25 protein-coding genes are annotated in these 25462 nt (G+C 31.8%); 20 read left to right on the plus strand and 5 right to left on the minus strand.

Going from position 1 to position 25462, the window contains the following annotated elements; genetic code table 11:
• The first annotated feature begins 105 nt into the window (after nucleotides 1-105).
• From ABID42_RS08050 to ABID42_RS08075, 6 genes are all read left to right on the plus strand, one after another.
• Complete coding sequence (locus tag ABID42_RS08050) at nucleotides 106-1212, plus strand: hypothetical protein (RefSeq protein WP_367283200.1); 1107 nt, start codon at nucleotides 106-108, stop codon at nucleotides 1210-1212.
• Between the two features lie 42 nt (nucleotides 1213-1254).
• Nucleotides 1255-2778: a C1 family peptidase gene (locus ABID42_RS08055; RefSeq protein ID WP_367283201.1), complete on the plus strand. Its 1524-nt coding sequence runs from the start codon at nucleotides 1255-1257 to the stop codon at nucleotides 2776-2778.
• A gap of 101 nt (nucleotides 2779-2879) precedes the next feature.
• Nucleotides 2880-4340 carry a hypothetical protein gene (locus tag ABID42_RS08060; protein ID WP_367283202.1) on the plus strand — a complete coding sequence of 487 codons (1461 nt, stop codon included), beginning with the start codon at nucleotides 2880-2882 and terminating at the stop codon, nucleotides 4338-4340.
• A gap of 78 nt (nucleotides 4341-4418) precedes the next feature.
• Entirely contained in the window at nucleotides 4419-4781 is a 363-nt protein-coding gene (locus ABID42_RS08065) for a LytR/AlgR family response regulator transcription factor (protein WP_323259217.1), read from the plus strand.
• Between the two features lie 73 nt (nucleotides 4782-4854).
• Entirely contained in the window at nucleotides 4855-6027 is a 1173-nt protein-coding gene (locus tag ABID42_RS08070; RefSeq protein WP_367283203.1) for a hypothetical protein, read from the plus strand.
• Between the two features lie 21 nt (nucleotides 6028-6048).
• Nucleotides 6049-6690 (plus strand): hypothetical protein, encoded by a 642-nt coding sequence (locus ABID42_RS08075; protein WP_367283204.1) that lies wholly within the window; start codon nucleotides 6049-6051, stop codon nucleotides 6688-6690.
• A gap of 160 nt (nucleotides 6691-6850) precedes the next feature.
• Here ABID42_RS08075 and ABID42_RS08080 read toward each other — a convergent pair whose 3' ends face one another.
• A complete protein-coding gene (locus ABID42_RS08080) occupies nucleotides 6851-7024 on the minus strand; it encodes a hypothetical protein (protein WP_367283205.1) in 174 nt (57 codons plus the stop codon).
• Nucleotides 7025-7279: 255 nt separating this feature from the next.
• Here ABID42_RS08080 and ABID42_RS08085 point away from each other — a divergent pair, with 255 nt between their 5' ends.
• Together ABID42_RS08085 and ABID42_RS08090 are read left to right on the plus strand one after the other, a co-directional pair.
• Entirely contained in the window at nucleotides 7280-7858 is a 579-nt protein-coding gene (locus ABID42_RS08085) for an RNA polymerase sigma factor (RefSeq protein WP_323259209.1), read from the plus strand.
• The gene (locus tag ABID42_RS08090; RefSeq protein ID WP_367283206.1) at nucleotides 7855-8544 is read left to right on the plus strand and encodes a tetratricopeptide repeat protein; all 690 of its coding nucleotides are present in this window, start codon (nucleotides 7855-7857) and stop codon (nucleotides 8542-8544) included. The genes ABID42_RS08085 and ABID42_RS08090 overlap by 4 nt, the downstream gene beginning before the upstream one ends.
• On the opposite strand, the gene ABID42_RS08095 is transcribed toward ABID42_RS08090, so the two are convergent.
• Nucleotides 8531-11179: a CHAT domain-containing protein gene (locus tag ABID42_RS08095; RefSeq protein ID WP_367283207.1), complete on the minus strand. Its 2649-nt coding sequence runs from the start codon at nucleotides 11177-11179 to the stop codon at nucleotides 8531-8533. The genes ABID42_RS08090 and ABID42_RS08095 overlap by 14 nt on opposite strands.
• A 703-nt stretch (nucleotides 11180-11882) precedes the next feature.
• On the opposite strand from ABID42_RS08095, the gene ABID42_RS08100 reads away from it, so the two are divergent.
• The 7 genes from ABID42_RS08100 (at nucleotide 11883) to ABID42_RS08130 (ending at nucleotide 19680) form a co-directional block, all read left to right on the plus strand.
• Nucleotides 11883-12446 carry a hypothetical protein gene (locus tag ABID42_RS08100; RefSeq protein ID WP_367283208.1) on the plus strand — a complete coding sequence of 188 codons (564 nt, stop codon included), beginning with the start codon at nucleotides 11883-11885 and terminating at the stop codon, nucleotides 12444-12446.
• A gap of 92 nt (nucleotides 12447-12538) precedes the next feature.
• Entirely contained in the window at nucleotides 12539-12769 is a 231-nt protein-coding gene (locus ABID42_RS08105) for a hypothetical protein (protein WP_367283209.1), read from the plus strand.
• 297 nt (nucleotides 12770-13066) lie between these two features.
• Complete coding sequence (locus tag ABID42_RS08110) at nucleotides 13067-13510, plus strand: hypothetical protein (protein ID WP_367283210.1); 444 nt, start codon at nucleotides 13067-13069, stop codon at nucleotides 13508-13510.
• Nucleotides 13507-14781 (plus strand): hypothetical protein, encoded by a 1275-nt coding sequence (locus ABID42_RS08115; protein ID WP_367283211.1) that lies wholly within the window; start codon nucleotides 13507-13509, stop codon nucleotides 14779-14781. Before ABID42_RS08110 ends, ABID42_RS08115 begins: the two co-directional genes overlap by 4 nt.
• Before the next feature lie 30 nt (nucleotides 14782-14811).
• Nucleotides 14812-16683, plus strand: coding sequence for a caspase family protein (locus tag ABID42_RS08120; protein ID WP_367283212.1), 1872 nt, complete (start codon nucleotides 14812-14814; stop codon nucleotides 16681-16683).
• A 63-nt stretch (nucleotides 16684-16746) separates the two neighbouring features.
• A complete protein-coding gene (locus tag ABID42_RS08125; RefSeq protein ID WP_367283213.1) occupies nucleotides 16747-18357 on the plus strand; it encodes a thrombospondin type 3 repeat-containing protein in 1611 nt (536 codons plus the stop codon).
• A 33-nt stretch (nucleotides 18358-18390) separates the two neighbouring features.
• Entirely contained in the window at nucleotides 18391-19680 is a 1290-nt protein-coding gene (locus ABID42_RS08130) for a TolB family protein (RefSeq protein WP_323259191.1), read from the plus strand.
• A gap of 37 nt (nucleotides 19681-19717) precedes the next feature.
• Here ABID42_RS08130 and ABID42_RS08135 read toward each other — a convergent pair whose 3' ends face one another.
• Together ABID42_RS08135 and ABID42_RS08140 are read right to left on the minus strand one after the other, a co-directional pair.
• A complete protein-coding gene (locus ABID42_RS08135; RefSeq protein ID WP_367283214.1) occupies nucleotides 19718-20548 on the minus strand; it encodes a caspase family protein in 831 nt (276 codons plus the stop codon).
• A 16-nt stretch (nucleotides 20549-20564) separates the two neighbouring features.
• Nucleotides 20565-21155 carry a hypothetical protein gene (locus ABID42_RS08140; protein ID WP_367283215.1) on the minus strand — a complete coding sequence of 197 codons (591 nt, stop codon included), beginning with the start codon at nucleotides 21153-21155 and terminating at the stop codon, nucleotides 20565-20567.
• A gap of 229 nt (nucleotides 21156-21384) precedes the next feature.
• On the opposite strand from ABID42_RS08140, the gene ABID42_RS08145 reads away from it, so the two are divergent.
• The 5 genes from ABID42_RS08145 to ABID42_RS08165 all read left to right on the plus strand — a co-directional run bounded on the left by ABID42_RS08145 (nucleotide 21385) and on the right by ABID42_RS08165 (nucleotide 23932).
• The gene (locus tag ABID42_RS08145; RefSeq protein ID WP_367283216.1) at nucleotides 21385-22020 is read left to right on the plus strand and encodes a Crp/Fnr family transcriptional regulator; all 636 of its coding nucleotides are present in this window, start codon (nucleotides 21385-21387) and stop codon (nucleotides 22018-22020) included.
• 94 nt (nucleotides 22021-22114) lie between these two features.
• Nucleotides 22115-22441 (plus strand): rhodanese-like domain-containing protein, encoded by a 327-nt coding sequence (locus tag ABID42_RS08150; RefSeq protein WP_367283217.1) that lies wholly within the window; start codon nucleotides 22115-22117, stop codon nucleotides 22439-22441.
• Nucleotides 22442-22451: 10 nt separating this feature from the next.
• Nucleotides 22452-22688, plus strand: a complete 237-nt coding sequence (locus tag ABID42_RS08155; RefSeq protein WP_367283218.1) for a hypothetical protein — start codon at nucleotides 22452-22454, stop codon at nucleotides 22686-22688.
• An 11-nt stretch (nucleotides 22689-22699) separates the two neighbouring features.
• On the plus strand, nucleotides 22700-23008 hold the full coding sequence (trxA, locus tag ABID42_RS08160; protein ID WP_367283219.1) for a thioredoxin: 309 nt from the start codon (nucleotides 22700-22702) through the stop codon (nucleotides 23006-23008).
• A gap of 39 nt (nucleotides 23009-23047) precedes the next feature.
• The gene (locus ABID42_RS08165; protein WP_367283220.1) at nucleotides 23048-23932 is read left to right on the plus strand and encodes a sterol desaturase family protein; all 885 of its coding nucleotides are present in this window, start codon (nucleotides 23048-23050) and stop codon (nucleotides 23930-23932) included.
• Nucleotides 23933-23943: 11 nt separating this feature from the next.
• On the opposite strand, the gene ABID42_RS08170 is transcribed toward ABID42_RS08165, so the two are convergent.
• Nucleotides 23944-25410, minus strand: coding sequence for an arabinose isomerase (locus tag ABID42_RS08170; protein WP_367283221.1), 1467 nt, complete (start codon nucleotides 25408-25410; stop codon nucleotides 23944-23946).
• Nucleotides 25411-25462 lie beyond the last annotated feature (52 nt).

Raw genomic sequence — 25462 nt, forward strand, 5'->3', positions numbered from 1 at the left:
TTCTATGGTGATTTAAAATTTATTTAACGATGAAAACAAAAAGGCTATTTACAGAAATGATTAAAACACAAAAACTATTTAATGAATCTATCTAAACTTAACTCTATGAAAACATCAATTTTTCATAAAATAAGCCTATGTATATGGGTGCTAATTTCATTTATCTGTTTATCAAGCCTAACCCAAGATAGTATTCCAAAACCTCACAAGAAGGCTCTTGATAAAATGCTGAACGCTTATCAAAAAGAGCTGATTAGAATGATACCAATTTTGGTCAAAAAACCTTCTGTTCAAAAAGAAACAACATTTATAAGTACTTTTTTTACGACAGATAGTATAAAAATTGTCAATCATTTAATTCCAGGAATGATTAAAACAGACTCTAATGTTGATTATTTAGTTAGCAAATCTCCATTAGAGGCATCTGAATTTATCAAACTAACTGTAGGTACTTACAAGATAGCCTTTAACTATCACCTCCGTAATCAAAGTACTAGTTTATTGAGTATAGATTCCCTCTTGTTGAAAAAACAGAAAGTGTACAAATATAAACAAACGATGTGTTTGGCATTTACTGGTAAACCTCATGAAAGAATGGCTGTTGAGGTTAATGATACTTTAAATTTTATTACTGAAATAGTAGAAGATTCAAAACTAAATATTTTATCAACAAAAATCAGTGGTGTTAATCATAAAAACACGGTTTCTAACATCTCTGATACTACTAATAAAGAGCTTATTACAGTTAACAGTGATAATATAATTGATTGGAGTCCTGAAAAAAAAGTAAAAACATTTTTGGGTTACCTTACAATACTAAAGGATAAAAATGAGAAAGATTCAACCTCAATTAATAAAATGATTCTTGAGAGTAATCTTATTTTTGATACAAGTGGCTATGTTAACTTGACTACAAAAGATGGCAAAAATGTGCAATTAACAAGAGAGAAGTTTCTACAACAAGTTCTAGAAAATAAAAACAGTTATCAATTCAATTATGCAAAAATCAGCTTGTACGATAATTTTAGAAAAAGCGAGTTTGATAAATGGTTTTGTAGAATCACTACTTTTCATGAGGTTGTTCAGTTTGAAGGTGAAAATCCAGTTACAAATAAAGTAACCTCTGTATCGAGTATGCCAGTCAATGGAGATTGTCTTTCCACAAAAGGAGGCTACTACCAACTTGCAGAATTAGGGCTAAAAGAGCTTTAAGTTTAACGTTATAACCGAATTTAAAAATCAAAAAACAAGAATATGAAAAGCTCAAGATTAAGCCGAATCCTTCTTTTAATTTGTGCTGTAGTACTTTGCTCACAGTCTATCACCGCTCAAAAAAAACGTAAATTAGGGCTTGTCAGAGATGACAAAAAATATCTCCATCTACCTAAGCGAAGCAAGAATTTTTCTTTGATGAGAGGTATTTTACCATCCACGTTCAACTTAAAATCTTTTGTTCCACAAGTTGAAGACCAAGGAGATTTTAGTACTTGTGTGGGTTGGTCAACGGCATATTACATGCGAACGATTATGCAGGCTAAAAAGCTAAACATCAAAGGACCAGAGACTATTAGAGCCATCGCATTTTCTCCAACCTTTGTTTTTGAACGTATCAAAAGCCCAACCGACTACCAATGTCAAACAGGCTCGAGTATTTCTGATGCACTTGACATCATGAAAGAAAAAGGCGTTGCAACTTTAAAAAGTGCTCCTTATGCTTGTGGTAATAAATATACAATGCTTGAAGAGGAAGCGGCGGCCAACAAAATTGAAGGCTATACCACTCTTTTTGATATTCCAAGTACAGCATCGGTTGAAGAAAAGATTTTATCTATTAAAACGGCTTTGGTTGAAAGTCAAAATGCAGTTTTGATTGGGATGTGGATTCCTAATTCCTTTTTTCAAGCCAAAGAAGTTTGGAAAGCTGCACCTGCAGAAACTATCAAAAATGCAGTAGGTGGACATGCAATGGCAGTCATTGGCTATGACGATACTAAAAACGCCTTTTTAATTGTAAATAGTTGGGGAAATAAATGGGCAAATAATGGGTTTGTATGGGCTAGTTATAAAGATTTAATAGAGTTTACTCCTTATGCTTACGAAGTACTATCACCAATAACACCCGTTCCAGTACCTACTCCGGTACCAGTAGTACCTTCAAATAATACAACAACGGATGTTGTTCCGCCAGCTCCAGTACAACCTGTACAAGAGATATTTTTAAAGGGAAGTATCAAACCACTTTTAGCAAATGGTGATCTTATGCCTGTTTCTACTTCAGCGGAAAGAGGTTTAGATGTAACAAACGATGCTAATATTGATATGATTACCTATAATGTCACTAAAGAATATCCATCTGGAACATCTTTCAAAACCGAAATCATCAATAATATATCAAGCTATATGTACATCATTGCCTCAGATGATAACAATAGAGTAACCAAATTATTTCCTTATGATGATGAAGTAAGTGCTTTGATTCCATCTAATAATATTGCCATGTTACCATCAACAAATAGCTCATTTACGATGGATAATAAACCTGGTAATGATTATTTCCTAGTATTGTATTCAACCAAAGAACTAGATATTGATAAACTCAAAAATGATATTGCCAATGCTCAAGGCGAATTTAAACAGAAAGTATATTCAGTAATTGGCAAAGATTTAGTGTCAGCTGATACTATCTTATATGAATCAAACAATATTGCTTTTGAGCTGAAGGGCACACCTAACGGGACGATTGTTCCATTATTACTTAAAATAAAACACATGAAGTAACACCTTATTTAGCGAAAAGATACCTATTAAATCCTCTTCTCAATAATTGAGAAGAGGATTTTGGACATCAAAAAACAGCATTCTCTTTTCTTTTTATCAAAATGAATATAAAAAGCAGCTCCATATTACTATTCTTATTTTTGATATATTCAGCAATATCGAAGTCTCAAAAACTTTCAAATAAATCGAATAATCAGATCGAATCCACTCAAAAAAGTATCAAAATACTCAAAAAAACCAAGGCTTCATTACAAGTGTTCTTCAATGCTAAAACGGATGATGATGAAAAAAATGCTTGGAGGCAGATTGCTTCTCATTTACTTGAAGGAGTAGTTTTTGAAAATGATTTAAATCCAAAAGGTTTTCTAAAAGATGATAGTAAAGATTTACCAATTGAAGAGTATTTACAATTGGTTCAGACAAGATATCCTAATGGACTAAATTTTAATATTGATTTTAGTAAAGCGAGAATCTTTTTCAAGAAAAATAAAGAAATTTATGTGTATGCACATAAGTATATGCAAGGCGATTGGTATTTTGATGGTAAAAGAAAAACCTTCTTAAATAATTATCAATGGTGTAGAATAGCGTTAAGATTAAATGAAAAAGATAATAAAGATCAAAGAGAAATTAAAATTGCATACCTAGATAACGACCTAAGCGAATTTAATAAAGCAACAACCGTTGAAGACTACACTAATAACCTTCAACAAAGAACTTTAGAGGATGTTGCCGAAAAATTAGCAGGAGAACTCAGTAAGGTTATTCCAAAATCTGAAACAGAAGAGATTAATATTGAAAAAACTTCATTTGAAGGAAAAAACATTGTGAATACTTTTTCTACAATGTTTACAGGTGAATTAAAAACGATGTTGGGACTTGCCCACCCAAGCCTAAAGATTACTTTACCTACTACAAGTCGTTCAATGAATAGAATTCTAAGTTTAAAAAGCGATTATAAAATAATTGGAAAATACTTAGAGATTAATGCAACACTTATCAATACAGAGGGAACAGAGATTATCAAAATTTCCGATAAAGTAATTATTAATAATGCTGAAAGCTGGTCAAAAGACATTATTCCACAAAAAGAGCATTTAGTTGAAGTAGAAAATATTAATAAAATCGTTAAAAACACTCCTGCAAACTATGACTCCAAACAATTACAATTTGATATAAGGACAAATAAAGGGAATCAGGCACAACGTTTTACAGAAGGAGAGATTCTCTCTATTTTTATCATGGCTAATCGCCCTTGTAAAATAAGATTAGTTTACAGAGATGCTATAAATAATCTTTTGTTGATGAATAATAATGACATTGAAATAAAAGCTCAAGACATTAATAGACTCATAAAAATTCCAGAAGAATTTAAATGTGCAGCACCTTTTGGCATTGAAGCCTTGATTGGTTTCGCCACTACTGGTGATTTTGGAATATTACAGTCAGAAAAAAAACAAGGCATTACTTATATTTTAGATTCATTAGAGAAATTAAAGAGTAAATCTACTTCAGAACAGACAGTAGAAAGAATTATTCAAATAACAACATATTCAAAATGATGTAACGTTTCATGATGTGGCGGTATTCATATGTAAGAATTCAACAGAGGAACTCTACCTTTTTCTTAACATAGGTTTATGAAAACACATAAGAACAAAACACAGTCTAATGATATTCGCATTGGAGCTGAGATTTACCCAATTTCAGACATAGTAATGCTGGAAGCATCCATCAATTACACTTTCTTTTACTTAAATAATGGAAAAAAAATTATGTATGCCAAAACAATAAAGTCGTTTGAAGAACAATTTATCAGTCATGGCTTTTTAAGGGTACATCGAGCATATATTATCAATAGTGCTTATATGGAAAGATATTCAAGACATAAAAATTATATATTAATGCAAAATAACCTAAGAGCTAGTATCTCAAGAAGGAGAAAAGAATTCTTAGATTATTACTTATTCGATCAAAAATCATCTTTCCCACATATTTTTTAAGTATTTTCTTCATTTCTCAAAGAAACTATCATTGTTACATTGCTGAATTACAACCATTTATCAAAAATTTATAATGACTTTACATGAAGAAGTAATATTAGCCTTAAAAAGTAATGATAAAACAGTTCAGACTAATGCTATTCATAACTTTAGAGCAATGTATAGTAAGCATCTGAAGAATCATGCTAAACAAAAGTATCTGTCTGATACTGAAGCAGAAAAAGAAATTGATAATGCCTTGAAAATGATATTATCTGCCATTATTGAGTATGACTATTTACCAAAAGAAGATGAGTTAATAAAAAGGCTTAGAAAAACTGTATCATTAACGCATTATGAAAGTCGGTTAACTGAAGAAATGCTCAAGTTCATTAATCAACAAGAAACAGATTACTTGAGCATTGAAAAAAAAATCCGTAAAATATTAAACCCTTTTTTACAATTATTTAACTCGACAGAAAACAACTACATACTCATCAATGTCGCTAACCAACCATTAATGACAGATTGGATAGCACAGCAAACATTTGATTATTACATCTATAGAACTTTAGGGAAAGATGAAAAAATTACTAGAAATAGACTAGCCAAATTTCATCATATTATTCATGAAACATATTTAATTTTTACAATTCGTTATTCTCAAAATGAATCGGCAAAGAAAAAAGCCGAAAACAAAATTAATGAGCTTTGCAGGCTATCTTTTGCAGAAAAGAGGAGTACTGACGATGACTTGTTTTCAGAAAGTATGGAATTACTTTTTAGTGAATTATCTCGAAAAGATTTTATTCTTAAAACAAGCATACAAAAGTATTGGCATGGAATCTTCAATACTTTATTGGATAAATCTAATAGAGAGAAAAGCAGTTCTAAAAGTATAAAACATTTAAAAGTACCTGCTGATAAATCATTTTGTTTAGAAGAAGTTTTTCTATTTATTCAAGACGGACTAGATGCCATTGAAAAAGTTCATGCTGGAAATGCGAGAAGGCTTTTATTAACTGGACGTAAATCACATTTTATCAAACTCGTAATAGAGGCTATGCTTAGTGAAGCCTCAAGAGGTTTTTTGAGTTCTGGCAAAAAATATAATTATAAAAATAAACAATCAGAAGCTCAACAACGACAAGATTGCAAAAAAGCCTTAATTGATTGGATGCAAAACGAAATCAATCATCCCGAAAGTACTTGGGCAAATGCTAAAGGGAAAGCTATATATCAATTTATCTGTAATGAGAACCCATAACTTCAAAGCAAAATATATTATATGCAAGAAGATAACTATAAAGTATTCGAAGAATACGTAAAGGGTGATTTAGATGTAAATCAACTGAAAAATTTCTTGAAAAAATTACAAGAAGACGACGGTTTTTATCAAGATTACCTAATTTGGACAAAGCTTGATAATTGGCTTGATGCAATTACTTATTTTGAAATAGAAAAAACGATTGATGAAATAACCATTAAAGAAAACACAAAGCCTATTATCCCATTGTTTCGCCTAAAATTCATTGAATTAGCAGCCTGTTTGATTTTTATGTTTTCCTTTAGCCTAATCATTTATAAACGCTTTTATGATTTAAATAAACTACAAGGTAGTTTTAGTTATCAAACAAAACTTTATGAAAATAGCTCAAACCCTTCTAAAGAGTCTCATAAATTTTCTACAAAAACCTTAGCATGGGAAGTTATAAAAGCATCACAAAAGGATACCACTTATCAAATGGTTTATGAAGACGCCAACCTGCGTAAAATTGTACTCAAATTACCTAAAGTTGGTGTTGATTTTAATAAGAATGCCAAAATATATTTCGATGATACTACTAATAAATTTGTATTAACATTGGGGAAAAAGAAGTTCATACTCATCAAATCAAACAAATGGGAAAAGCTAACTGCTGAATTATAAAATTAAAAGAAGAAGATGTAACATTTTTAAATTAGCGGGAATAAATATATTGACAAAAGGGGTCATAATTGTTGAAAAAGCACACCTATTAAAAAATACCCCATCTATAAACATAGATGGGGTAAATAAAGAGTACATTTAGAGATAAACGACAGCATGTTTATGGACGGCCATTGCCAGTTGAAGCTGGAGGGTCATCACTCACCTTTTTTACAGTTGTTGAATCCGATAAAGTAACATTTTTAGCATTAGCTGCTTTAGGCTGAATTACTGATTCGTCTTGGCAAGCAGATAACAAAAGTCCCAAAACAAAAATGCTTAATAACTTATACATGAGCTTAGGCGTGTTGGTGGATGTTTAGCGCAACACAACTCTACATGTATCTGAAATAACCTTTTTGATTTTAGTGCTTAATTTTAAAGGAAATAAATTGAACTAAAAGAGACGGTATATTCATAAAACCAATTTTATTTTTAATGATAATCGTTAATTTTCAACTTTCTCTCAGCTATCTTTAAGTACTGTTTTGTATCAAATAAATTTTCAAACAGCATATCCTTACCTTCCTATTTTTTAATATAAATAATTATGAATCAAAGATATAGCCCAAGTGATGTGGTTGATATACTGAGAAGTAATAACCACACAGAGATTAATAATGTGACTGTATTTTTATATCGTTCTTTTAAACCAATCATAGCATCACATATTTTTAAACAAGGTGGTAATTATGATGATGCTAAGGATATTTTTCAAGAAGTAATTATTATTTTTTTTCGTCAAGTACGACATTTAAAGTTTGAAGCAAAGTCTTTAAAGGAAATGGAAGGTTATTTCATACAAATCGCCAACAACAAATGGCTTAAAAAAAAAGAGGCTGATGGAAGGCGTTTCAGAAGAGAACAAGAATATTTGACTCAAAAAAACGTTTACACTCAAGAACCAATATCTAGTGCAATAATAGAAAACGAAGAAGAAAATAGTTTTCTTCCCAATATACTTGAACGATTAGGAGAACCTTGCCGAAGTATTCTGATGGCATATTATGGCGAGGACCTTTCAATTAAAGATATTGCACTACGTTTCAATTTAGGGAATCCAGATGCAGTAAAAGTTCGCAAATTTAGATGTTTAGAAAAACTTAAAACACTTCTACTTAAACCATGAATACACAAGATGATTACCAACGTTTAGAAACCATTGAGCAATATTTCAATGGCAGTTTATCAGTTGACGAAATGGCTAACTTTGAAAATGCCTTAAAGAATGATTTTGATTTTTCAAAAGAAGTATCCGATTATCAAAAATTAACAAATATGATAAAAGAGATAACAATTGAACAAAACATAATAGCAACTTTAGATAAATTAGAACAAGAAGAGCCTATAACTCCTTTAAAGAAAAAGGCTTCTTTCCTAACACTTTTCCCTTATTTAAGCGGTCTGGTTGCAGCTTGTTTAATTTTTGTATTGTATGCTTCATTCTCAGTTATTCAACTACCTGGTTCGGAAAATGACCTTACAATTGTTAGGGATGTAGATGTTTCTATTCTTTCTCCTGTAGAAAAAAAAGTATTTGATAACTTTTATGCTGGACAAAGTTATTTAGCTGAAGGGCAGTTTCAAAAAGCTGTTCAAAGTTTTCAAGTTGTATTAAAGAATAATAATCTTCGTCCATACTTTAAAGAAGCGACTCAATGGCACTTGGTTTTGGCTTACTTAAAAAGTGGTCAAATACAAGAAGCCAATCATTTATATGATGAGTTAAGTTCTTGTAATGATTGTGTGTATCCAATTGGAAAAATCGATAAAGCTAAACTTTGGTGGCAAATTTTTTGGGCTAAGGTTTTCTAGGCTTCTTGACGTATTTTTTGAATAAAAATATGATTAGGAGTGAAAAAACTGTTATTCCAACAAAAAGGTAAATACTTGAAAAGCTGTTCTCAACTATTGGGCTAATATTTCCTGTAATTGTTAGATTTGCCCAATAAAAAGGGTGATTTAATTCATTACCAAGTGGTTCATTTAAAAAATCTATTTTTGCCTTTTGTAAAGCAATGTCTTTCGTTACTCCCTCTTTAAGATAAGTATAAAATCTTGAAGTAATGAATTCACTCGAACGATCATGTGCTTGCCATTGAGCAGATAATACTGCTTTGCATCCTGCTTTATAAAAAGCATAACAAAGAGACATTACTCCTTCTTGAGGTTCAATATGTCCATTTCCACTATTGCATGAACCCAACATTAACAATTGACATTGCTTCATTGGTAAAGTCAAAATTTCATGAAAGCCTAATTTCCAAGGTGATGAAGATGGATTAAAATAAATGTATGAGTCTGCATACTTATTGGGGTCGGAAACGGAATGACACTTAAGATGGAATACATCATACTTATCCGAAAGCTGAATAAAATGATTTTTAGTTGCTTTAGCATCCTGTAAAACATCATTATTTTCTATTTTCGAACTCGCAGGCAAAGCCATTAGTGTGTCTTCAGCAATAATTTGTTGCTTAGTAAAAGGGGCAATTGTTAAAAGCTTAGGTTTTGAATTAGTCTTTAACTCTTGTTTTAGTAGATAAGTAAGTGCATTATATTGATATGAAATGGCAAAATAGCGAACGAGATAATCATTTTTATTTTTCCCTAATTCTAATACTTCAAAAGGTAAATAATTTAAAATGCCATCTCTACTGATAATTAAGCATTTTGTTCCTACCAATACTTGTTCTACAGGATTTATTAAAATCTTATACAAAGCTACAGCCTCTGGACTTCCTTGGTAAGCAAATAAAGTAGGGTTTTCTCTTAATGAAAGTATTAATTTTTGCGTTTGATGTATAAAGTTAGAGCCTATATCTAGTTTTTTAATGATTACTTTTTGATGATTAACAGCCAATACAAAAACTTTAAAATCAGAGGTTATTGTATAACTGACATAGGCGCTTTCGGGACTTAAATTTGCTATAATTTCTTTTATTGATATATCAGCATTAGAGTATTGGCTATTACGATGTGGCATATACGACGCCAGTTTATTATTCAATTCATAAAGTTTTAACTCACTGTCTGTCAACAATTTTCGTAAACTATCCAAGCTTTTAGCATTAACTTTATTATCAAGCATAGCCTGTTTTAATCCAGCATTATAACGTAATTCTTTCTGTTCTTCATCTTGAATAGGCATTGCTTTGGTTGAAATTTTTACTTTATCAATTGCTATTTTATCATTTAGCGCTATGGCTTTTGTGCTTTCCATAATTCTCAAAAATAAATTAGCATTAGCAATGCTAGGCTGTAATTGGTAAAACTTATATCCTAAATGAATAGCTTTTTCAAACACTAGCTTATTATCTTGATTAAATCTCAATTTATCTTCTTGGTAATCAATAGCTTTTCGATGCTTTTCTGCTAATAGCACAGCTAAATAAAAACATCTAACACTCTTTTCAAGTATTTCCTCTTGGTGTTTGGTTGCGTAAAAATCACTCAAAATTTCACCTTTAAAAGTTAACAATTGAAATAGGCTTTTTTTATCTAAAATAGTTTGTGAAAGCAACGGGTTATCAGCTATAATATTACTATTAAATTCAAGCACAAGTGCCTGAAGTCCTTTTTGAACTTCCTGTAAAGCTTGTTGCTTTGCTCCTAAAGCATATAAATTCTTAGCTTTTTGTAAATGGGCTAAACTTAAATACTTATCTTTTTTAATTTTACTCTTCCCATAAAAATCAATTACTTTATCAAGATATAAATTACTTTTTTCAAATGACGTACTCAATGAATAACAAACTCCTAAATCAAATTTTATGAGCATTTTATCTCGTTCATTATGAACGAGAAGTTTCTCTTTAACAAGGAATTGATACATTGTTAAACCTTTTTGAAAAAAAACTTCCGCTTGGACATATTCTTTTCTACGTAAGGCATTCCAACCCATTGATATGAGCGTTTGTAAACCATGATAATGCTTAGGTATTCCAATTTGTTGGATTTTTTGATATATCAAAAACGCATTTTGATAATCTCCCATCCAATCATAAGTATTGGCAAGATTATTCAGAAAAGGAAGTTCATATTGATTTAAGTGGTATTCTTTACAAACCAATAAACTTTTTTGGATATAATGAATCGCCTGTGTATAATTTGCTTTACGAGCATAAAACATCCCTTGATGATCCCAATGATTGGCAACATAATTAGGAATTTCAACAGTTAAATTAGGGCTTTGTCGTAGTAAATTATTGGCTTTGCTAAAAAAATAATCCGTTGAATCACTTTTATACAAAGTAAAATAGTTCGTAGCTAGATTCAGATATACTTTAAAAATACATTTCTCATTAGACTTATTAATATTAGGCAAAAGCTGGAGAACTTCTCTACCTACTTTGATGGAGGCTTCATGTTGAGCAAGAGCATATAAAGATTCTAATTCATCTAGTTTTTTTTCAGCTAATTCCAAATTTTTATCCTTGGATAATCTCATTGAGATTCCATTTTGAATCAAGAAGAAATTTATTAAAAAGCCTAGTATAAAATATTTCATGTATAAAAAGCAAGGAGTGGTTAAGTAAAAGACATTATTTACATTCTGAATGTAAATATTACTTAGGAAAACACTATGTTAATATAAATAAATTATTTAGAATAATCAGACAAATAACCTCTTCAGATTAAAAAGAATTTGATAAACCAAGAAAAAGCCTTTTGGAAGAGAAAGAAGGAGAAAATACTCTAAATCTGAATTTTTGAGTATGTAAATAGCTCAATTAGCCTGCATCAATGCGGCAAAAGCCAAAAACTTATTTTTCGGTCTGCTTCTTTTTTAAACGTCGTATTTTTTTTACAAACGCTTTAATTTTTGAGCTAAACTGTAAACGTATATTCTTTGTAGTTAATAGAAACACTTGGATTGGACTTACTTAAAAAAGTTAATTATTTATTTATTCCTATATTTATAACTCAATGTTATGCAATTAGGTCATCAAAGAAAAATTTAAACGTTGAAAAGCATCGTTGATCTTTTCAGCGTTTATCCCACAACAAGCAACTAACATATTATCAAATAGATTAATATTCAGTTTTGCAATTTCATTATACCCAGAAAGAAACAAAACTCATCAATTCCTTGATTCAAGATTAATTTTTTGAAGAACTTACTTATTAATAACCTATAAAATTACAAACACTTGGCACAATCTATTAAAATCAAGCAGCCTCTTCACTCGGACTTATATGATGCAATTAAGAACGGGGAAACATGGGCTTTTGAGTATTTAGAAAAAATACTCTATTCTGGGCATTTATTCGAATTAAAAGGAGACTCAAATACTGCGTTTGATCTTTATCATGATGTAATTATTGAACTTTATATTCGAGTAACTGAAGGGAAAATAGAAAAACTAAATAATGATAATTCAGCGATGATTATTGCATGGGCCAAAAGGCATCTCGACTGGAAGAGAAGAGATTATTGGAAAAGTTGTGGTTATAAAGATGTTAGCCGACTTGATAACGTTACTGAACTTTTTGGCGTTGTTCAATCAGAAGCTGAGAGCATTTTATATTATCAGCAAGTTATTACATTGATAGATGGAATGCCAAATAAATGCAGGGACTTACTTACTGATAAATTAATAAACGATTTGGAATGGAAAAAAATATATCAAAAATACCCTAATGACAACGAAGGAAGCTTGAGAGTACTTTTCAGCAATTGTTTAAAAATATTAAGAGACCAATTAGATGAATAGACATTTTTTACTTTGTGCTTGTTAAATAATTTTAAAAATATCATTTTTCTTTAGTTAAAAGGTTGGTAGCTTTACACTAAAATTTATATCAAATGAATATTACTAGTGAAGATACATTAAGGCTTATCAACCATTTAAGTGGAGATGAAACAGAACAAGAGAAGACCGCAATCATTGAAGAATTAAATTCAAACCCAAATCTTCTCCGTGAATATGAAAAACTTCAAAAACTACGTACTGCTCTAAAAGCATCTATAATAAGTAAAAAACTAAAAGCAATACACGAAACTGCCCAAAAAGAAGAATCAGGACAAACAGATTGATTTGTTTGCAAATTCCTTTTTCTATTAAATATACCTTCTTTACATTTTTTTCTTTCTTAAAAATTACAAAATAGACTACAATTCTATTTAGTGATGGCATGAACCATTAATTTCTCCCATCATGAAAAAAAATATATCAATTGCTACTTTTCTCAGTTTAGCGGTATCTTATTGCTATTTTTCTGACTGTCATTTTTACTTTTTTAACCCTTCGAATCTAAGGTTTATACAACCTTAGATAATTTTAATCCTTGTGTTTTAATCGTTTTTTATAAAAGCTAAATCAACATATTCAGGATGGAAAATCATGGGCAAAAATCAGTTTTTTATAAAATTTTAGCGCTATTAGCCATAGCTTTCGTAGTAATTATTTATAGAATAAAGGCTAAGAACTGGGATGTCAGCCAATATAAAGATATACACTTAAATTCAGATACGCTGTATATTGGTTCTACTGAAGAATATGTTGATCATGAAATGTTACTATTCCGTTTTCAGCGGTATTATAAGGCTAAAATCAACACAGAAAAATATAAAAGTAGGACTCTGAAAGAACTATACCGACTCCTAAAAGACGATAAAATTAATTGTTTAGTTATTTCGGCAACCAATGTGGATACATCATCTATCGTTTGGAGTGAGCCTTACGCAATTGACAATATTGGAAAAAATGGACTAAGGATCGGTTTGCCTAAGACAAAGCATAATCAATTTCTAATTAAGCAATTCAATCATTTATGAGGAAAATATACTTTACTCTTCTTTTACATCTCTTTGTATTTTCGGTGTTTTCACAAAAAATACACATTATTGGTTTGATAGATTATCAAAGTGATGAAAGAGTGTATGGAAATAAATATATAAAAAATCAGCTCATTGAGTTAGAAAACATCTTTAGAAATACAGATTATGAGGTAGATACTATCTTTTTCTTAAAAGAAGAACTGGCTGATACAAATTTTGTAATCCGCAAAATTAAAAATTTACAAGTAAATCAAAATGATGCCATTTTCTGCTACGTAGCCGCTCATGGTTATAACAAAAATAATGAATTGTATCCTACTGTAAGACTAGGGACAACGAATCAATCTGACATTTATTTGGGAAGTTTAAAGCAACTTCTAACACAAAAACAAGTTCGGCTTTATGTTCTTTTGAATGAATCCTGCAATGTACTTTATAAAACTCAACAGCTTTTTAGTAGGAATACTCCACGGACAAATCTTAATAAAAAGACAATAAAGGCATTGTTCAATGATTCAAAAGGGTCATTTATTATGATGTCTTGTAATGTTAGTCAACGTTCAATCATTACTGATGAAGGAGGAATTTTTGGTCAATGTTTTTTTAGTGCTTTAAATGAACAGTTTTATTCAGAGCTACCGCATTGGGAAGTTATTGCACAAAAAACGGCACAATTAACCCCTAAAAAAGTACTAGAAAATGATGCCAGTTTTATACAAAATCCAGTTTATGAAAACAATATTCAATACGTTGAATCTAATAAAACTCAAGAAGAAATTGAAAAACAGATAGTTATTGATGTTAGTACTAATACTTATCGAATTGATGATTTTGAAATTGAGATAAAAACCGATAAGGGGCGAAACGATATAGTTTATTACAAAAGTGATACAATAAGATATTGGTTTAAAACGACTAAACCCTGTTTTTTAAGACTAATTGATATTTGGCCAGATAATCGTATCTGTTTGTTATTAGATAATTATGAAGTAAAACCTGAAGAGGTTTCAAAATGGGTTGAAATAAAAATTGCAAAAGGCAAGTCTATTATCTGTGTTGCTCCTTTTGGAGTAGATTATTTAATGTCTTTTGCTTCTACACAACCTTTTTGCAAGCTAAACCTTATGATATACAAGGGTACAAAATTTGTTAAAGAAGATTTGAAGGAAGTCTTGAGTTGTTCCAGGAACTCCCCTAATAATATTGTTTTAGAAGATAAATTATTAATTACCACAAAAGATCGGCTATCAATCGCCAAACCTAAATAAATTGTATTTAACTAATAAATAATTACTAAGATGATTGCTCTATTTTTTAATAAAATACTCAAGCTATCCTTTTTTTTAACCTCTAAAAAGAAAGCGGTACTTTCATTCCTTTTCTTGGTTTTTGCATTACAAACATCAATAGCACAAAATAGGTCGTTTAGCCCAAATCCGACAGGCGAACGAAGAATTGCTCTCGTTATTGGGAACAAAGATTATACTGGTGTTTCAAAGCTTAGAAACCCTATCAATGATGCTATTGATATGACAAACTCCTTGAAAAGGCTAGGCTTTGAAGTATTTACTTTAAAAAATGCTGATTATAGAACTTTTATAGATTCTTTAAACATCTTCACTTCTCAACTTAGGAGTAGCGATGTAGTTTTGTTCTATTACTCGGGGCATGGTGTAAGTTATAACAACGTTAATTACTTATTGCCAACTGATACCAAAATTCGTTGCCTAGAACAAATTGAATCTTCTGGTATTTCACTCAATCGTATCTTAGTAGATATTGCTTCAAAAAGTGTAAAAAACAGCTTCGTCTTTCTTGATGCTTGTAGAGATTTTCCACATTTAATGAGTTGTGATGCCAGTAAAAGAAACATTACTGCTCCGACAGGGCTTGTACGTCCTACCAATAATCCACAAGGAAGTATGGTTGTTTACGCTACTCGAGAAGGCAGTACAGCCGATGATAATATCAACGAGCGAAATGGAATGTTTACAGGGACTCTTCTAAAGTATATTGAGATACCTAATATTGGTATCAGAAGTATTTTAGATAGTACAACAGCTGGAGTAAGAACAAAAACAAATTATCGTCAATCACCTGGCCGTTATGATGAACTAGAAGGAGATTTTTATTTCCTAAAAACAAGGACAGTCATCAGCTATGATGATGTAAATAAGTCTATTCAAGAAGGAGAAGCCGCTTTTGAACAAAAACAATATGATGATGCCTTCAGATACTATTTTCCACATAAAGAACATACCCTTTTTAAATCATTTAATCAAGGGCAGCTTGGTTTTATGTACGACATGGGTTTTGGTGTACGTCAAGATTATTCAGAAGCGATGAAATGGTATCTAAAAGCTGCTGAAAAAGGTGATGCACGTGCTGAATATAATCTTGGCATCTTTTATGAAAGAGGATTAAGTAATCGTCAAGACTATAAAAAAGCCGCAGAATGGTATCTTAAAGCCGCAGAGCATCATTTAGCAGATGCTCAGTTCAACCTAGGTTTTTTATGTGAAAAAGGATTGGGAGTAGCACAAAACTACCGGGAAGCTACCGAATGGTATCGTAAAGCGGCCGAACAAGGAGATGCCGATGCACAAGTAAACTTAGGCTTTATCTATGAAACTGCTCAAGGACTTCCACAAGACCTCAAAGAAGCCGTAAAATGGTATAAAAAGGCTTCTGACCAAGGTGATGCTGAAGGTTCATATAATTTTGCTAGATTGGCTAGCAATTCTTTATCAAGCCAAGAATTAATCAATCTCTACACTCAAGCAGCAAAACAAGGGCACATTGAGGCACAGTTAAATTTAGGATACATTTATGAAACAAGTAAAGGGACTCTTCAAAATACTTCACAAGCAATTAATTGGTATCAAAAAGCAGCTAATCAAGGACATCCTATAGCGCAATTTAATCTAGCAGTAATGTACGATGCAACTAAAAATGGTTCAAATCAAAATTATGATGAAGCAATCAATTGGTATCAAAAAGCAGCTAAACAAGGGCTGCCATTGGCGTATTATAATTTAGGAATTATATATGAATACGGAAAAGGTGTATCTAAAAATAGCAGTTTAGCAAAAGACTACTATAAAAAAGCAGCTAAACTAGGTAATGATTCAGCACAAAAAGCCCTCGGACGTTTTGGGATGACTTGGTGAGTCTCATCAGGCATTTACAAAATTTCATTGCTTCAAAATTAAAATTTATTTAAAAACTTACTCATGAAAAAAGCGCTCTTTACCATATTTTTTGTTTCTTTAATATCCACAATCAATGCCCAATATACTGGAATATGGCAAACGAATAATAATGCTGGCGTCAGAGAAGCACAGATGAATCCATCTAGTATTTCAGACTCTAGGCTAGCTTGGCAAATTCACTTGGGATCAATGTATTGGGTCGGTACAGAGAATACCTTAAATAATCCTTGGGCATCCCCATCATCTACCACTGTTGATGTTGGCGAAAAAAAGTGGAGAACTAATTATGAAGATTGGGCTGGACCAGGTTTGATGATACAACTTTATAATAATCATGCCATCGTATTTGGTACTCGCCTTCGGACTTGGCAAAGTGAAAATGGAAATCTAAACCGTTTATTCGGAACAGACCCTATTAGTGTTGATACATTTCTTTTCAAGAATCAAACTTACAATACAGCCACAGTCAGAGATTACAGTTTAGGATATGCCTTACCAATATTCATCAGAAATCAGCATTTTTTGAAAATTGGTGCAACCATAAAATGGTACAGAACAACCAATAATCAAGCTTATAGCTTTGATGCTGATTCATCCAAAATAAACTTTACTGGACAAAGACTCTTTGGCGATATTGATCATAGCTATAATAATATTATGGCTCAGCATGATGGAACAGGTTTTGATTTAGGTTTAACCTATGAATTCAGACCTAATTATCAGCAATATCATTACAAAATGGATAAATATGACCGTTCAGATGTTGAAAAAAATAAGTATCGCTTGAAATTAGGGCTTTCTCTCTTAGATTTGGGCAATTACAGAGTTAATAATGCTAAAAAATTACTAACTGGGAGTATTGCCAAAAGTAGTATTAACAGCAAAACATTTAGTGGGCTTGCCTTAGACCCTATCACAGAAAGCTTTAATCCATATTTTAAAGATACTATTGTAGATAACCTTTCTGTTTTACCTTCTACCCTCATACTTCAAGCAGATGCTTATCTAGGAAAAACCTGGTATTTTAATTTGATGTACCGAAATGTGAAAAAGAGTAATAGTTACTCTCAACCATCTATGGTTTCTGCAGCTTTTAGAGCAGAATCTGGTGATGGAAGTTGGAGCATGCCAATTTCATATGACATTGACAATAAATCTATAGGTGTTGGTTTCCATGTACGTCTTGGCTCATTAATTTTCGGAACAGAAAATATCAATTTTCTTTTTGACCAGTCGAAAGGAATTAAGCCTACTTTCTATGTTGGAATATCAATATCAAAAAAAGCTAAACGAATTAAAGATAATGATAATGATGGTGTATCTAATCGCAAAGACAAATGCCCAGATAATCAAGGCTTAGTTGAATTTGACGGGTGTCCAGATAACGATAATGATGGCATACAGGATAAAGATGATGCTTGTCCAGATAAAGCAGGAACGATTAAAACACACGGGTGCCCTGATAGAGATGGTGATGGTATTCCTGATGATAGCGATAAATGTCCTGATCAAAAAGGACTTCCAAAATTCAATGGTTGTCCAGATTCTGATAACGACGGTATTCCTGATGAAAAAGATAATTGTCCCAACGAAGCAGGACCAAAAGAAAACAAGGGATGTCCTATTAAATAAGGAATATAATATTGATTCAAAAGACTGTTAAATATGAAGCAAATAAAAATTCAAATATCAATACTTATTCTTATTACTTTAAGTCATTTCGGATTAGGCCAAGTCAGCAAAAAGCGTTTACCTAGTCCGATTAACTCCGAGTTTTTAGAAGATTCACCTTCAATAAGTGCAGATAGAACTAGTTTTATTTATCAATCTAATAAATATAACCCCAATAGAGAGGTCTCTTATATTGGAGATTCTATCATAAATCCTCACATTATTGGAATATTCGAGACGAAGCTCCATCAAAGAGGTGAATATCAACCACCGCAAGCTATTGAAAATATTAATAATTTTTTTCAACCATCACGTATTGTAAACCATCCAAATATTAGTTATGATGGTAATAGTATATTTTTTTCTGGCATTAATAAAATTGGAAAAGGAAGTGAAGACATCTACTTTTCTACCAGAATTAATGATAATTGGAGTATTCCACAAAATGCAGGGGAAGCTATCAATACAGCAGCTTTCGAAGGTTCACCAAGTATATCTCCAGATGGCAAAAGGCTTTTTTTTATTCGAGAAATACCTAATCAAAAAATAGGGAATCAACAATGTTATAAAATCCTGCTATCTGAACGTGAAAGTATTAATGACCCTTGGGAACGCCCCATCCAGCTACCATATCCTATCAATCAAGGCTGTGAATGTGCTCCAAGGATTCATGCTGATGGTAAAACACTATTTTTTTCGTCAATCAGAAAAGAAAGCAAAGGCGATTTCGATGTATATAAATCTGTATTACAGGACGACGGAACTTGGCTAGAACCTGTTAATTTGAAGTTTATCAACTCAAGAAAAGATGATAAGTTTGTGACGATTAATCCTTGCGGTGATATACTTTACTTTGTTTCTGATGGTGATATTTACTCCTCAGTAATTCCAGAAGAATACAAACCACAAAAAAATGCTGTCATACAAGGTTTTGTGTTAGATTCTCTTTCTCAAGCTCCTCTTCATGCCAAAATTGATGTAATAGCGAAAACTTCTCCTAGTGAAATTTTCGCTACTTTCGAAACAAATATTTCAGATGGTAGATACACTGTTGTTTTACCAACTTATGATGAATTTACTTTAAATATTAAAACGGAAGGTTATATAAACAAAGGTTTGTCTATCGGAGGAAATTCCTTCAATAACTGTGAATTAATTGCAAAAGATTTTTTGATGCAAGCCATTCCAAAACTGATTCCAGCTAGTACAATGAGTGTATCAACACCAACACCTAAAAACAATACAAAAACTAAAAGAATTGAAATTCTGAAAAATAGGCAATGATTTTATAATAGCGTTTAGTTGAATTGATGTGTATTACTCAAATGTCTGAGGTAGAGATGATTGTAAAAATAGGCGATTGTCCATAATTAATACCTGTGGTTTTAGATTGTCTATCTAAAATTCTCTTTACCTCCTTCATTGTCCTATTTTTTATTTGCTCCCAGCTAGTATTAATGTTATCGTTAGAAGTACATTCATAAAAAGCCTTCCTAAACATTTGCTGAAAAATACTACCAGACTCCACACTATATGAATACTCACCACGTTCTGCAGCACAAATTAATATTGTCTTTTTAACATTAGAAGCTCCAAAATCCCAAAATAGTTTTTTAACCAAATCTTCATCTGTTGGGTTAGCTGTATTAGGAATCTGCGACATCCCTTGAATAAAATTATTACAACAATCAGCAAGGATAAACCTTAATCTAGGATTACAAGCTCCAATCATTGCATTTAGTTTATTCATCGCAAGCACTTCGTTTCCAAACGAAAATCGTGGAAAAATTTCGTCTCCAAAATTTGCACCATGTCCTGAAAAGTAAAAGACAATTCCGCTATTCTGTGGTTGATTTTTAGTAATATCTCCTATTTTATTAATAGTTTCGATTAAATGTGTAGGAGTAAAACTTGCATTTAAAAAAGTATGAACTTGAACATTCATCCCTGCCATTTCTCCCTTGGAGCGGAAAAAAAATTCCATTGCTCTGAGGTCAGCTAATCTATCTTTTTTCCTGTTTTCTTGACTTAAATCAATTGCTAACAACACATTTAAAATTGGTTTTCCAATTTGTAAATTGACTTTTGGTTTCTTCAAAAAAGTAAATACCCCAAATCCATATAACTTCGCAAGGAACATTCTTCTTTTCATAAAATTTCTCTTTATTTTAATGTATTTGTTTTACAACTGCATCCGTAGGAAATATTTGCCTGAGATAATTTATCATACGTTCATGGGCAATATCAAAATCTTCTTCTTTATTCAGATTATGCCCTACAAAACGCCAAACATCACAATCCAAACAAATTAAGACTTGCACTATTTGAGTACCTTTTTTAAACTCTAATCCTAAAATTGGTGTAAACGTGCAATTTTTCATCAAGTTATCAAATGCGTAATTTCTATCAGAACAAATTATTTTCTTCAAACTAATTATTTCATTTTGTGTAAGTAAGGCTCCTTTTTTTCGGACAGTATAACCTGCAAAGGTCTCACCGTCATGTTTAAATGGATAAAGAAGAAATGGTGTAATCTGTTCTGCTTGTACAATGGTTTTACTAGCGTTCATTCCTAAAAAAAGTCTAAATCGATTAAAACCCTTAAATACTTCAGAAGTAGAATCTGTATTTTCAAAAGTATTTTTATGATTGATTACTGCTATTTTTTTTCTCTCATTAAATAAAAGATTAGGATTCGACCATCCAGTTTGGTAAAAGGTAAACCACCAAAATAGAATATGTAATACTTTTATTTTCATGAGAGCCTACAGTACTTTGGGAATGGATGAAGGTATTTTACAAAGAGAGAAATTTCGCAATAGCGTATAATAGAATGTAAAAGTAATTTGTAAAAAAGCTGTTAATTGTCATTGCATTATCTACAGCTTTTAACATAAATAAAGATGCCTAATTTCTCTACAATTATCCTCAAAAAAACAATTGAATGTAATATCTTTAGCGTCTCATTACTATCACCCAACATTAGTTATGCAAATTGATTTAAAATTTCTTCAGGAAACGTTTGGAAATGTTTTTGAAAGTGAGTTACTCAAAGAGTTGGCTCTAACTGGTAATTTTATGACGGTTGAAGAGGGTTTTGTATTGATACGTCCGGGTGGATATATTCGTTCTGTACCAATTATTTTGCAGGGTTCTATCAAAATTCTTAGGAATGATAGTCAAGGTCGTGAAGCGCTTTTATATTATTTGGGCGGAATGGATTCATGTGCGTTATCTCTTACTTGTTGTCTTGACCGAAAGGTTAGTGAAATTACTGCTATCGCCGAAGAAAAAACGACTTTAATCAGTGTACCTGTCGAAAAAATAGAAGAATGGATTACTAAATATTCCTCTTGGAAACATTTTGTTTTTGCTACCTATCAAAAAAGGTTTGAAGATTTACTCAATGTCATTGACGATGTTGTTTTTCATAAACTTGACGAACGTCTCATTAAGCTTCTTCAAAGAAAGGCTAAACAAAGCGGAAATAACATTTTTAACATCACTCATGAAGAACTAGCCAATGAACTTGCTACTTCTAGGGAGGTGATTTCTAGACTTTTAAAGCAATTAGAAAAGCTTGGTAAAGTAAAACTTTCGAGAAATAAAGTAGAACTCTGTTAAAATACAGATTTCTATGTAACATTTATCACGGTTTATTGTATTATAAAAACTGACATTTGTAGCATCAATTTATAAACAAAAAAGATTTATGAAAATGTTTGATTTTTTTAATGTAAAAAAGAGCTACGAAAATGTATCTGCGGATGCTTTTAAAAAATTATTTGATGAACATCCGAATGCCGTAATTTTGGATGTTAGAACCAAAGAAGAGTTTAAGCAAGGTGCAATCAGGGGTGCAGTAAATCTTGATTTGATTGGCGGGAGTTTCAAACAGGAAATTGCAAAAATGGATAAAGATAAAACTTATTTTGTGTATTGTAGAAGTGGAAATAGAAGCGGACAAGCCTGTAAATTGATGGGAGATTTGGGTTTTAAAAATCTATATAATCTTTCAGGTGGCATTATGAATAATACATTTTAAGGTTATCATCATGGAGAATATATTTAAAGATTGGGGCGTTTTACGAATAGTACGTCTGTTGATGGGAATCTATATCATTGTAGAGTCAATCAGGGAACATCAAATTTTATTGGGCTTATTGGGTGGGTTTTTCCTATATCAAGCCATAATGAATACAGGTTGTACGATGGAAGCTTGTGAAGTAAAACCTAAACACTATACTCGAAATTCAAATAGTGAAACGGTAGATTTTGAGGAAATTAAATAGTTTTGAAAAAAATGGAAAAGAAAGAAAGTTTTTCAGAAATAATTCAAGGTTCAACACCTGTCTTGGTAGATTTCTTTGCGGAATGGTGCGGACCTTGTAAAACAAGGTCGCCAATTTTAAAAGATTTTGCTACCCAAATGGGCGACAGAGTAAGGGTTTTGAAAATTGACGTAGATAAAAGCCCAAGTACTGCCGCAACTTATCGTATTCAGGGTGTGCCTACTTTGATTTTATTTAAGGATGGAAAAATTGTCTGGAGACAGTCGGGTGTAGTGCAAAAACAACAATTAACACAAATCGTTAACCAATTGCCACACTAAGCTTAGTTATTCGTTCTCAAAAAAGCAATTTAACGATTAATGGAAAAATACTTTGAAGCCTTTTACATGGGATATGCCAATTACTTTATGTATGTTTTGAACGAAATTTTACATCCAAGTTGGCATAATTACTTTTATTGGCTCATTGCTATTTCTTTTTTTGTTTGGGCATTGGAAATTGTTTTTCCTTGGCGAAAACAACAGGCTACAATCCGACATGATTTTTGGTTGGATGTATTCTATATGTTCTTCAATTTTTTCTTGTTTTCGTTAGTTGTTTATAATGCCGTTTCAGATGTAGCGGTTCTGGCTTTCAAAGATTTCTTAGGGCTTTTCGGCATCCAAAATCTAATTGCTATTCAAGTAGAAAGCCTTCCTTTTTGGTCACAATTATTGATTTTATTGATTGTCCGAGATTTTGTGCAATGGAATATTCATCGATTATTACACCATGTGCCTTGGCTTTGGGAATTCCATAAAGTACATCATAGTGTTATGGAAATGGGTTTTGCGGCACATCTTCGTTATCATTGGATGGAAACTATTACTTATCGAAGCCTTGAATATATTCCTTTGGCAATGATTGGTTTTGGTATTGATGATTTTATTATCGTTCATTTATTTACGTTGACAATTGGGCATTTAAATCATGCTAATATTTATTTGCCTTTGGGTCCATTCAAATACATTTTGAATAGCCCACAAATGCACTTGTGGCATCATGCTGAAGAACTACCAGAAGGTTATCCGAATGGCATCAATTTTGGAATTACACTCAGTATTTGGGATTATTTATTCGGCTATGCTAAAATTCCTTATCAAGACAGCACTTTGAAATTGGGTTTTCCCAATATTCACTTGTTTCCAAAAACTTTTTGGAAACAAGTAAAATATCCTTTTGAGAAAATCAAAGGCAAACATTAATCTTACTTTAATTAACATACTTTAATAACATCCATTTCCAATAAAGCACCTAATTTTTCAATTTTACTACTGATGTGACCAATGCCAATAGCACAATGATGCGCTGGTCCGTGGCTATTCCAATCGTTCACAAATTTTCTGGCTCCAATCGAAAACTGGTAACGACTATTAGTATTTCCAATTTCTAGGATTGGGCCAGCAACAGATTTTCCTTCAGCTACCAAAAGCATTAAACCACCACCTCTTTTTTCAACAACTGATAATAAAGTAACTGGACCATTTTTCACACTCATTTCTACAGAAACACCTTTCCCTACTTTTCCATGATATACTTTCAATGGACGAACCTTCGTTTTTCCTTCAGCAATAGCGATATGTCCTGGACCATCATGTCCCATCAAAACTACGTCATCTTTAAAATCCATCGCATAATATTCTGTAAATGAACCGCCAGCGCCAAAACTATCCATAATTTTCATGGCTTGTGCATTTTTAATTTCGTACTCACCTGCTACAGGAATTCCATTGGCTGTTAGCAAAGAATTTCCTAAAATTATTGAAGCTATTGCCTCTTCATTTTCAAGATTTCCAGTGCCTTTGTAATAATATGCTATAGAACCCAATTGATGTTTTGCTACTAATTTATCAAGCGCAACAGAAGTAATTGCCGCTTTTTCAAGTTCATCAACAGGACAATCTGACTGAATATCAAAAGTTTCATAAAAGTAATTGAGCCTATTTTGCATTGCTTCAGCACTTACTTCTTTTCTTAACATTGCCAATTCTTCTACTTCTAGTAATTCAATATGTCCGCCAAAATGTGCGTATTGCTGGGTTAAATCTGAATAAATATCTAGCATTCCGCTATAATAATGTCCCATACAACCCATTCGATTATACGCCATAATGTATTTTACTTTAGCAGCTTCTACCCATTCGCCGATTTCATTCCAACATTCAGGATCATCGTGTAACATTCCTGTAATTTGGTGGAAAGTAATACCTACTCTATTAAAAACATTCGCAATTTCTGGCACTGGACAGGCTGAACAATACGCCAACCATTCGCCCGTCATTTGGGTGCGGTCAGTCATGGCATTAAATTGCTGATAATTAATGGCTGATTCAGGAGCAAGATTCAAAATAATCACAGGTACTTTAGCTCTTTGAACTACTGGCAAAACAGTCGAAGAAAGTGCATAAGTAGTAACATACAAAAAGATAATATCAACATCTTCTCTCCTGAAAGTTTTACCTGCTTCAAAAGCTTTATCAGGCGTATCCACCAAACCAACGTTGATAATATTAGGATGAATCTTAGTTATTTTTTCTTCTACAATAGCAAGGTAACCTTCCAAACGTTCTTTTAATCCTTCAAACTGTGGCCAATAAGTATCTAAACCGATACCGAATAAGCCGATTTTAAGGGATGAAATACTGTCTGACGTTACTCCTGTTTCTTTTACTATAATTGACATTTTGGATGGGTTTTTATCGGGATAAAAACGACACTCTATTTAACATATCAAA

Source organism: Arcicella rosea (assembly GCF_040543805.1).
Taxonomy (GTDB): domain Bacteria; phylum Bacteroidota; class Bacteroidia; order Cytophagales; family Spirosomataceae; genus Arcicella; species Arcicella rosea.

Coding starts and splice junctions, on each gene's coding strand:
- ABID42_RS08050 (WP_367283200.1), top strand. CDS start 106: ATGAAAACATCAATTTTTCATAAAATAAGCCTATGTATATGGGTGCTA.
- ABID42_RS08055 (WP_367283201.1), top strand. CDS start 1,255: ATGAAAAGCTCAAGATTAAGCCGAATCCTTCTTTTAATTTGTGCTGTA.
- ABID42_RS08060 (WP_367283202.1), top strand. CDS start 2,880: ATGAATATAAAAAGCAGCTCCATATTACTATTCTTATTTTTGATATAT.
- ABID42_RS08065 (WP_323259217.1), top strand. CDS start 4,419: ATGAAAACACATAAGAACAAAACACAGTCTAATGATATTCGCATTGGA.
- ABID42_RS08070 (WP_367283203.1), top strand. CDS start 4,855: ATGACTTTACATGAAGAAGTAATATTAGCCTTAAAAAGTAATGATAAA.
- ABID42_RS08075 (WP_367283204.1), top strand. CDS start 6,049: ATGCAAGAAGATAACTATAAAGTATTCGAAGAATACGTAAAGGGTGAT.
- ABID42_RS08080 (WP_367283205.1), bottom strand. CDS start 7,024: ATGTATAAGTTATTAAGCATTTTTGTTTTGGGACTTTTGTTATCTGCT.
- ABID42_RS08085 (WP_323259209.1), top strand. CDS start 7,280: ATGAATCAAAGATATAGCCCAAGTGATGTGGTTGATATACTGAGAAGT.
- ABID42_RS08090 (WP_367283206.1), top strand. CDS start 7,855: ATGAATACACAAGATGATTACCAACGTTTAGAAACCATTGAGCAATAT.
- ABID42_RS08095 (WP_367283207.1), bottom strand. CDS start 11,179: ATGAGATTATCCAAGGATAAAAATTTGGAATTAGCTGAAAAAAAACTA.
- ABID42_RS08105 (WP_367283209.1), top strand. CDS start 12,539: ATGAATATTACTAGTGAAGATACATTAAGGCTTATCAACCATTTAAGT.
- ABID42_RS08110 (WP_367283210.1), top strand. CDS start 13,067: ATGGAAAATCATGGGCAAAAATCAGTTTTTTATAAAATTTTAGCGCTA.
- ABID42_RS08115 (WP_367283211.1), top strand. CDS start 13,507: ATGAGGAAAATATACTTTACTCTTCTTTTACATCTCTTTGTATTTTCG.
- ABID42_RS08120 (WP_367283212.1), top strand. CDS start 14,812: ATGATTGCTCTATTTTTTAATAAAATACTCAAGCTATCCTTTTTTTTA.
- ABID42_RS08125 (WP_367283213.1), top strand. CDS start 16,747: ATGAAAAAAGCGCTCTTTACCATATTTTTTGTTTCTTTAATATCCACA.
- ABID42_RS08130 (WP_323259191.1), top strand. CDS start 18,391: ATGAAGCAAATAAAAATTCAAATATCAATACTTATTCTTATTACTTTA.
- ABID42_RS08135 (WP_367283214.1), bottom strand. CDS start 20,548: ATGAAAAGAAGAATGTTCCTTGCGAAGTTATATGGATTTGGGGTATTT.
- ABID42_RS08140 (WP_367283215.1), bottom strand. CDS start 21,155: ATGAAAATAAAAGTATTACATATTCTATTTTGGTGGTTTACCTTTTAC.
- ABID42_RS08145 (WP_367283216.1), top strand. CDS start 21,385: ATGCAAATTGATTTAAAATTTCTTCAGGAAACGTTTGGAAATGTTTTT.
- ABID42_RS08150 (WP_367283217.1), top strand. CDS start 22,115: ATGTTTGATTTTTTTAATGTAAAAAAGAGCTACGAAAATGTATCTGCG.
- ABID42_RS08155 (WP_367283218.1), top strand. CDS start 22,452: ATGGAGAATATATTTAAAGATTGGGGCGTTTTACGAATAGTACGTCTG.
- trxA (WP_367283219.1), top strand. CDS start 22,700: ATGGAAAAGAAAGAAAGTTTTTCAGAAATAATTCAAGGTTCAACACCT.
- ABID42_RS08165 (WP_367283220.1), top strand. CDS start 23,048: ATGGAAAAATACTTTGAAGCCTTTTACATGGGATATGCCAATTACTTT.
- ABID42_RS08170 (WP_367283221.1), bottom strand. CDS start 25,410: ATGTCAATTATAGTAAAAGAAACAGGAGTAACGTCAGACAGTATTTCA.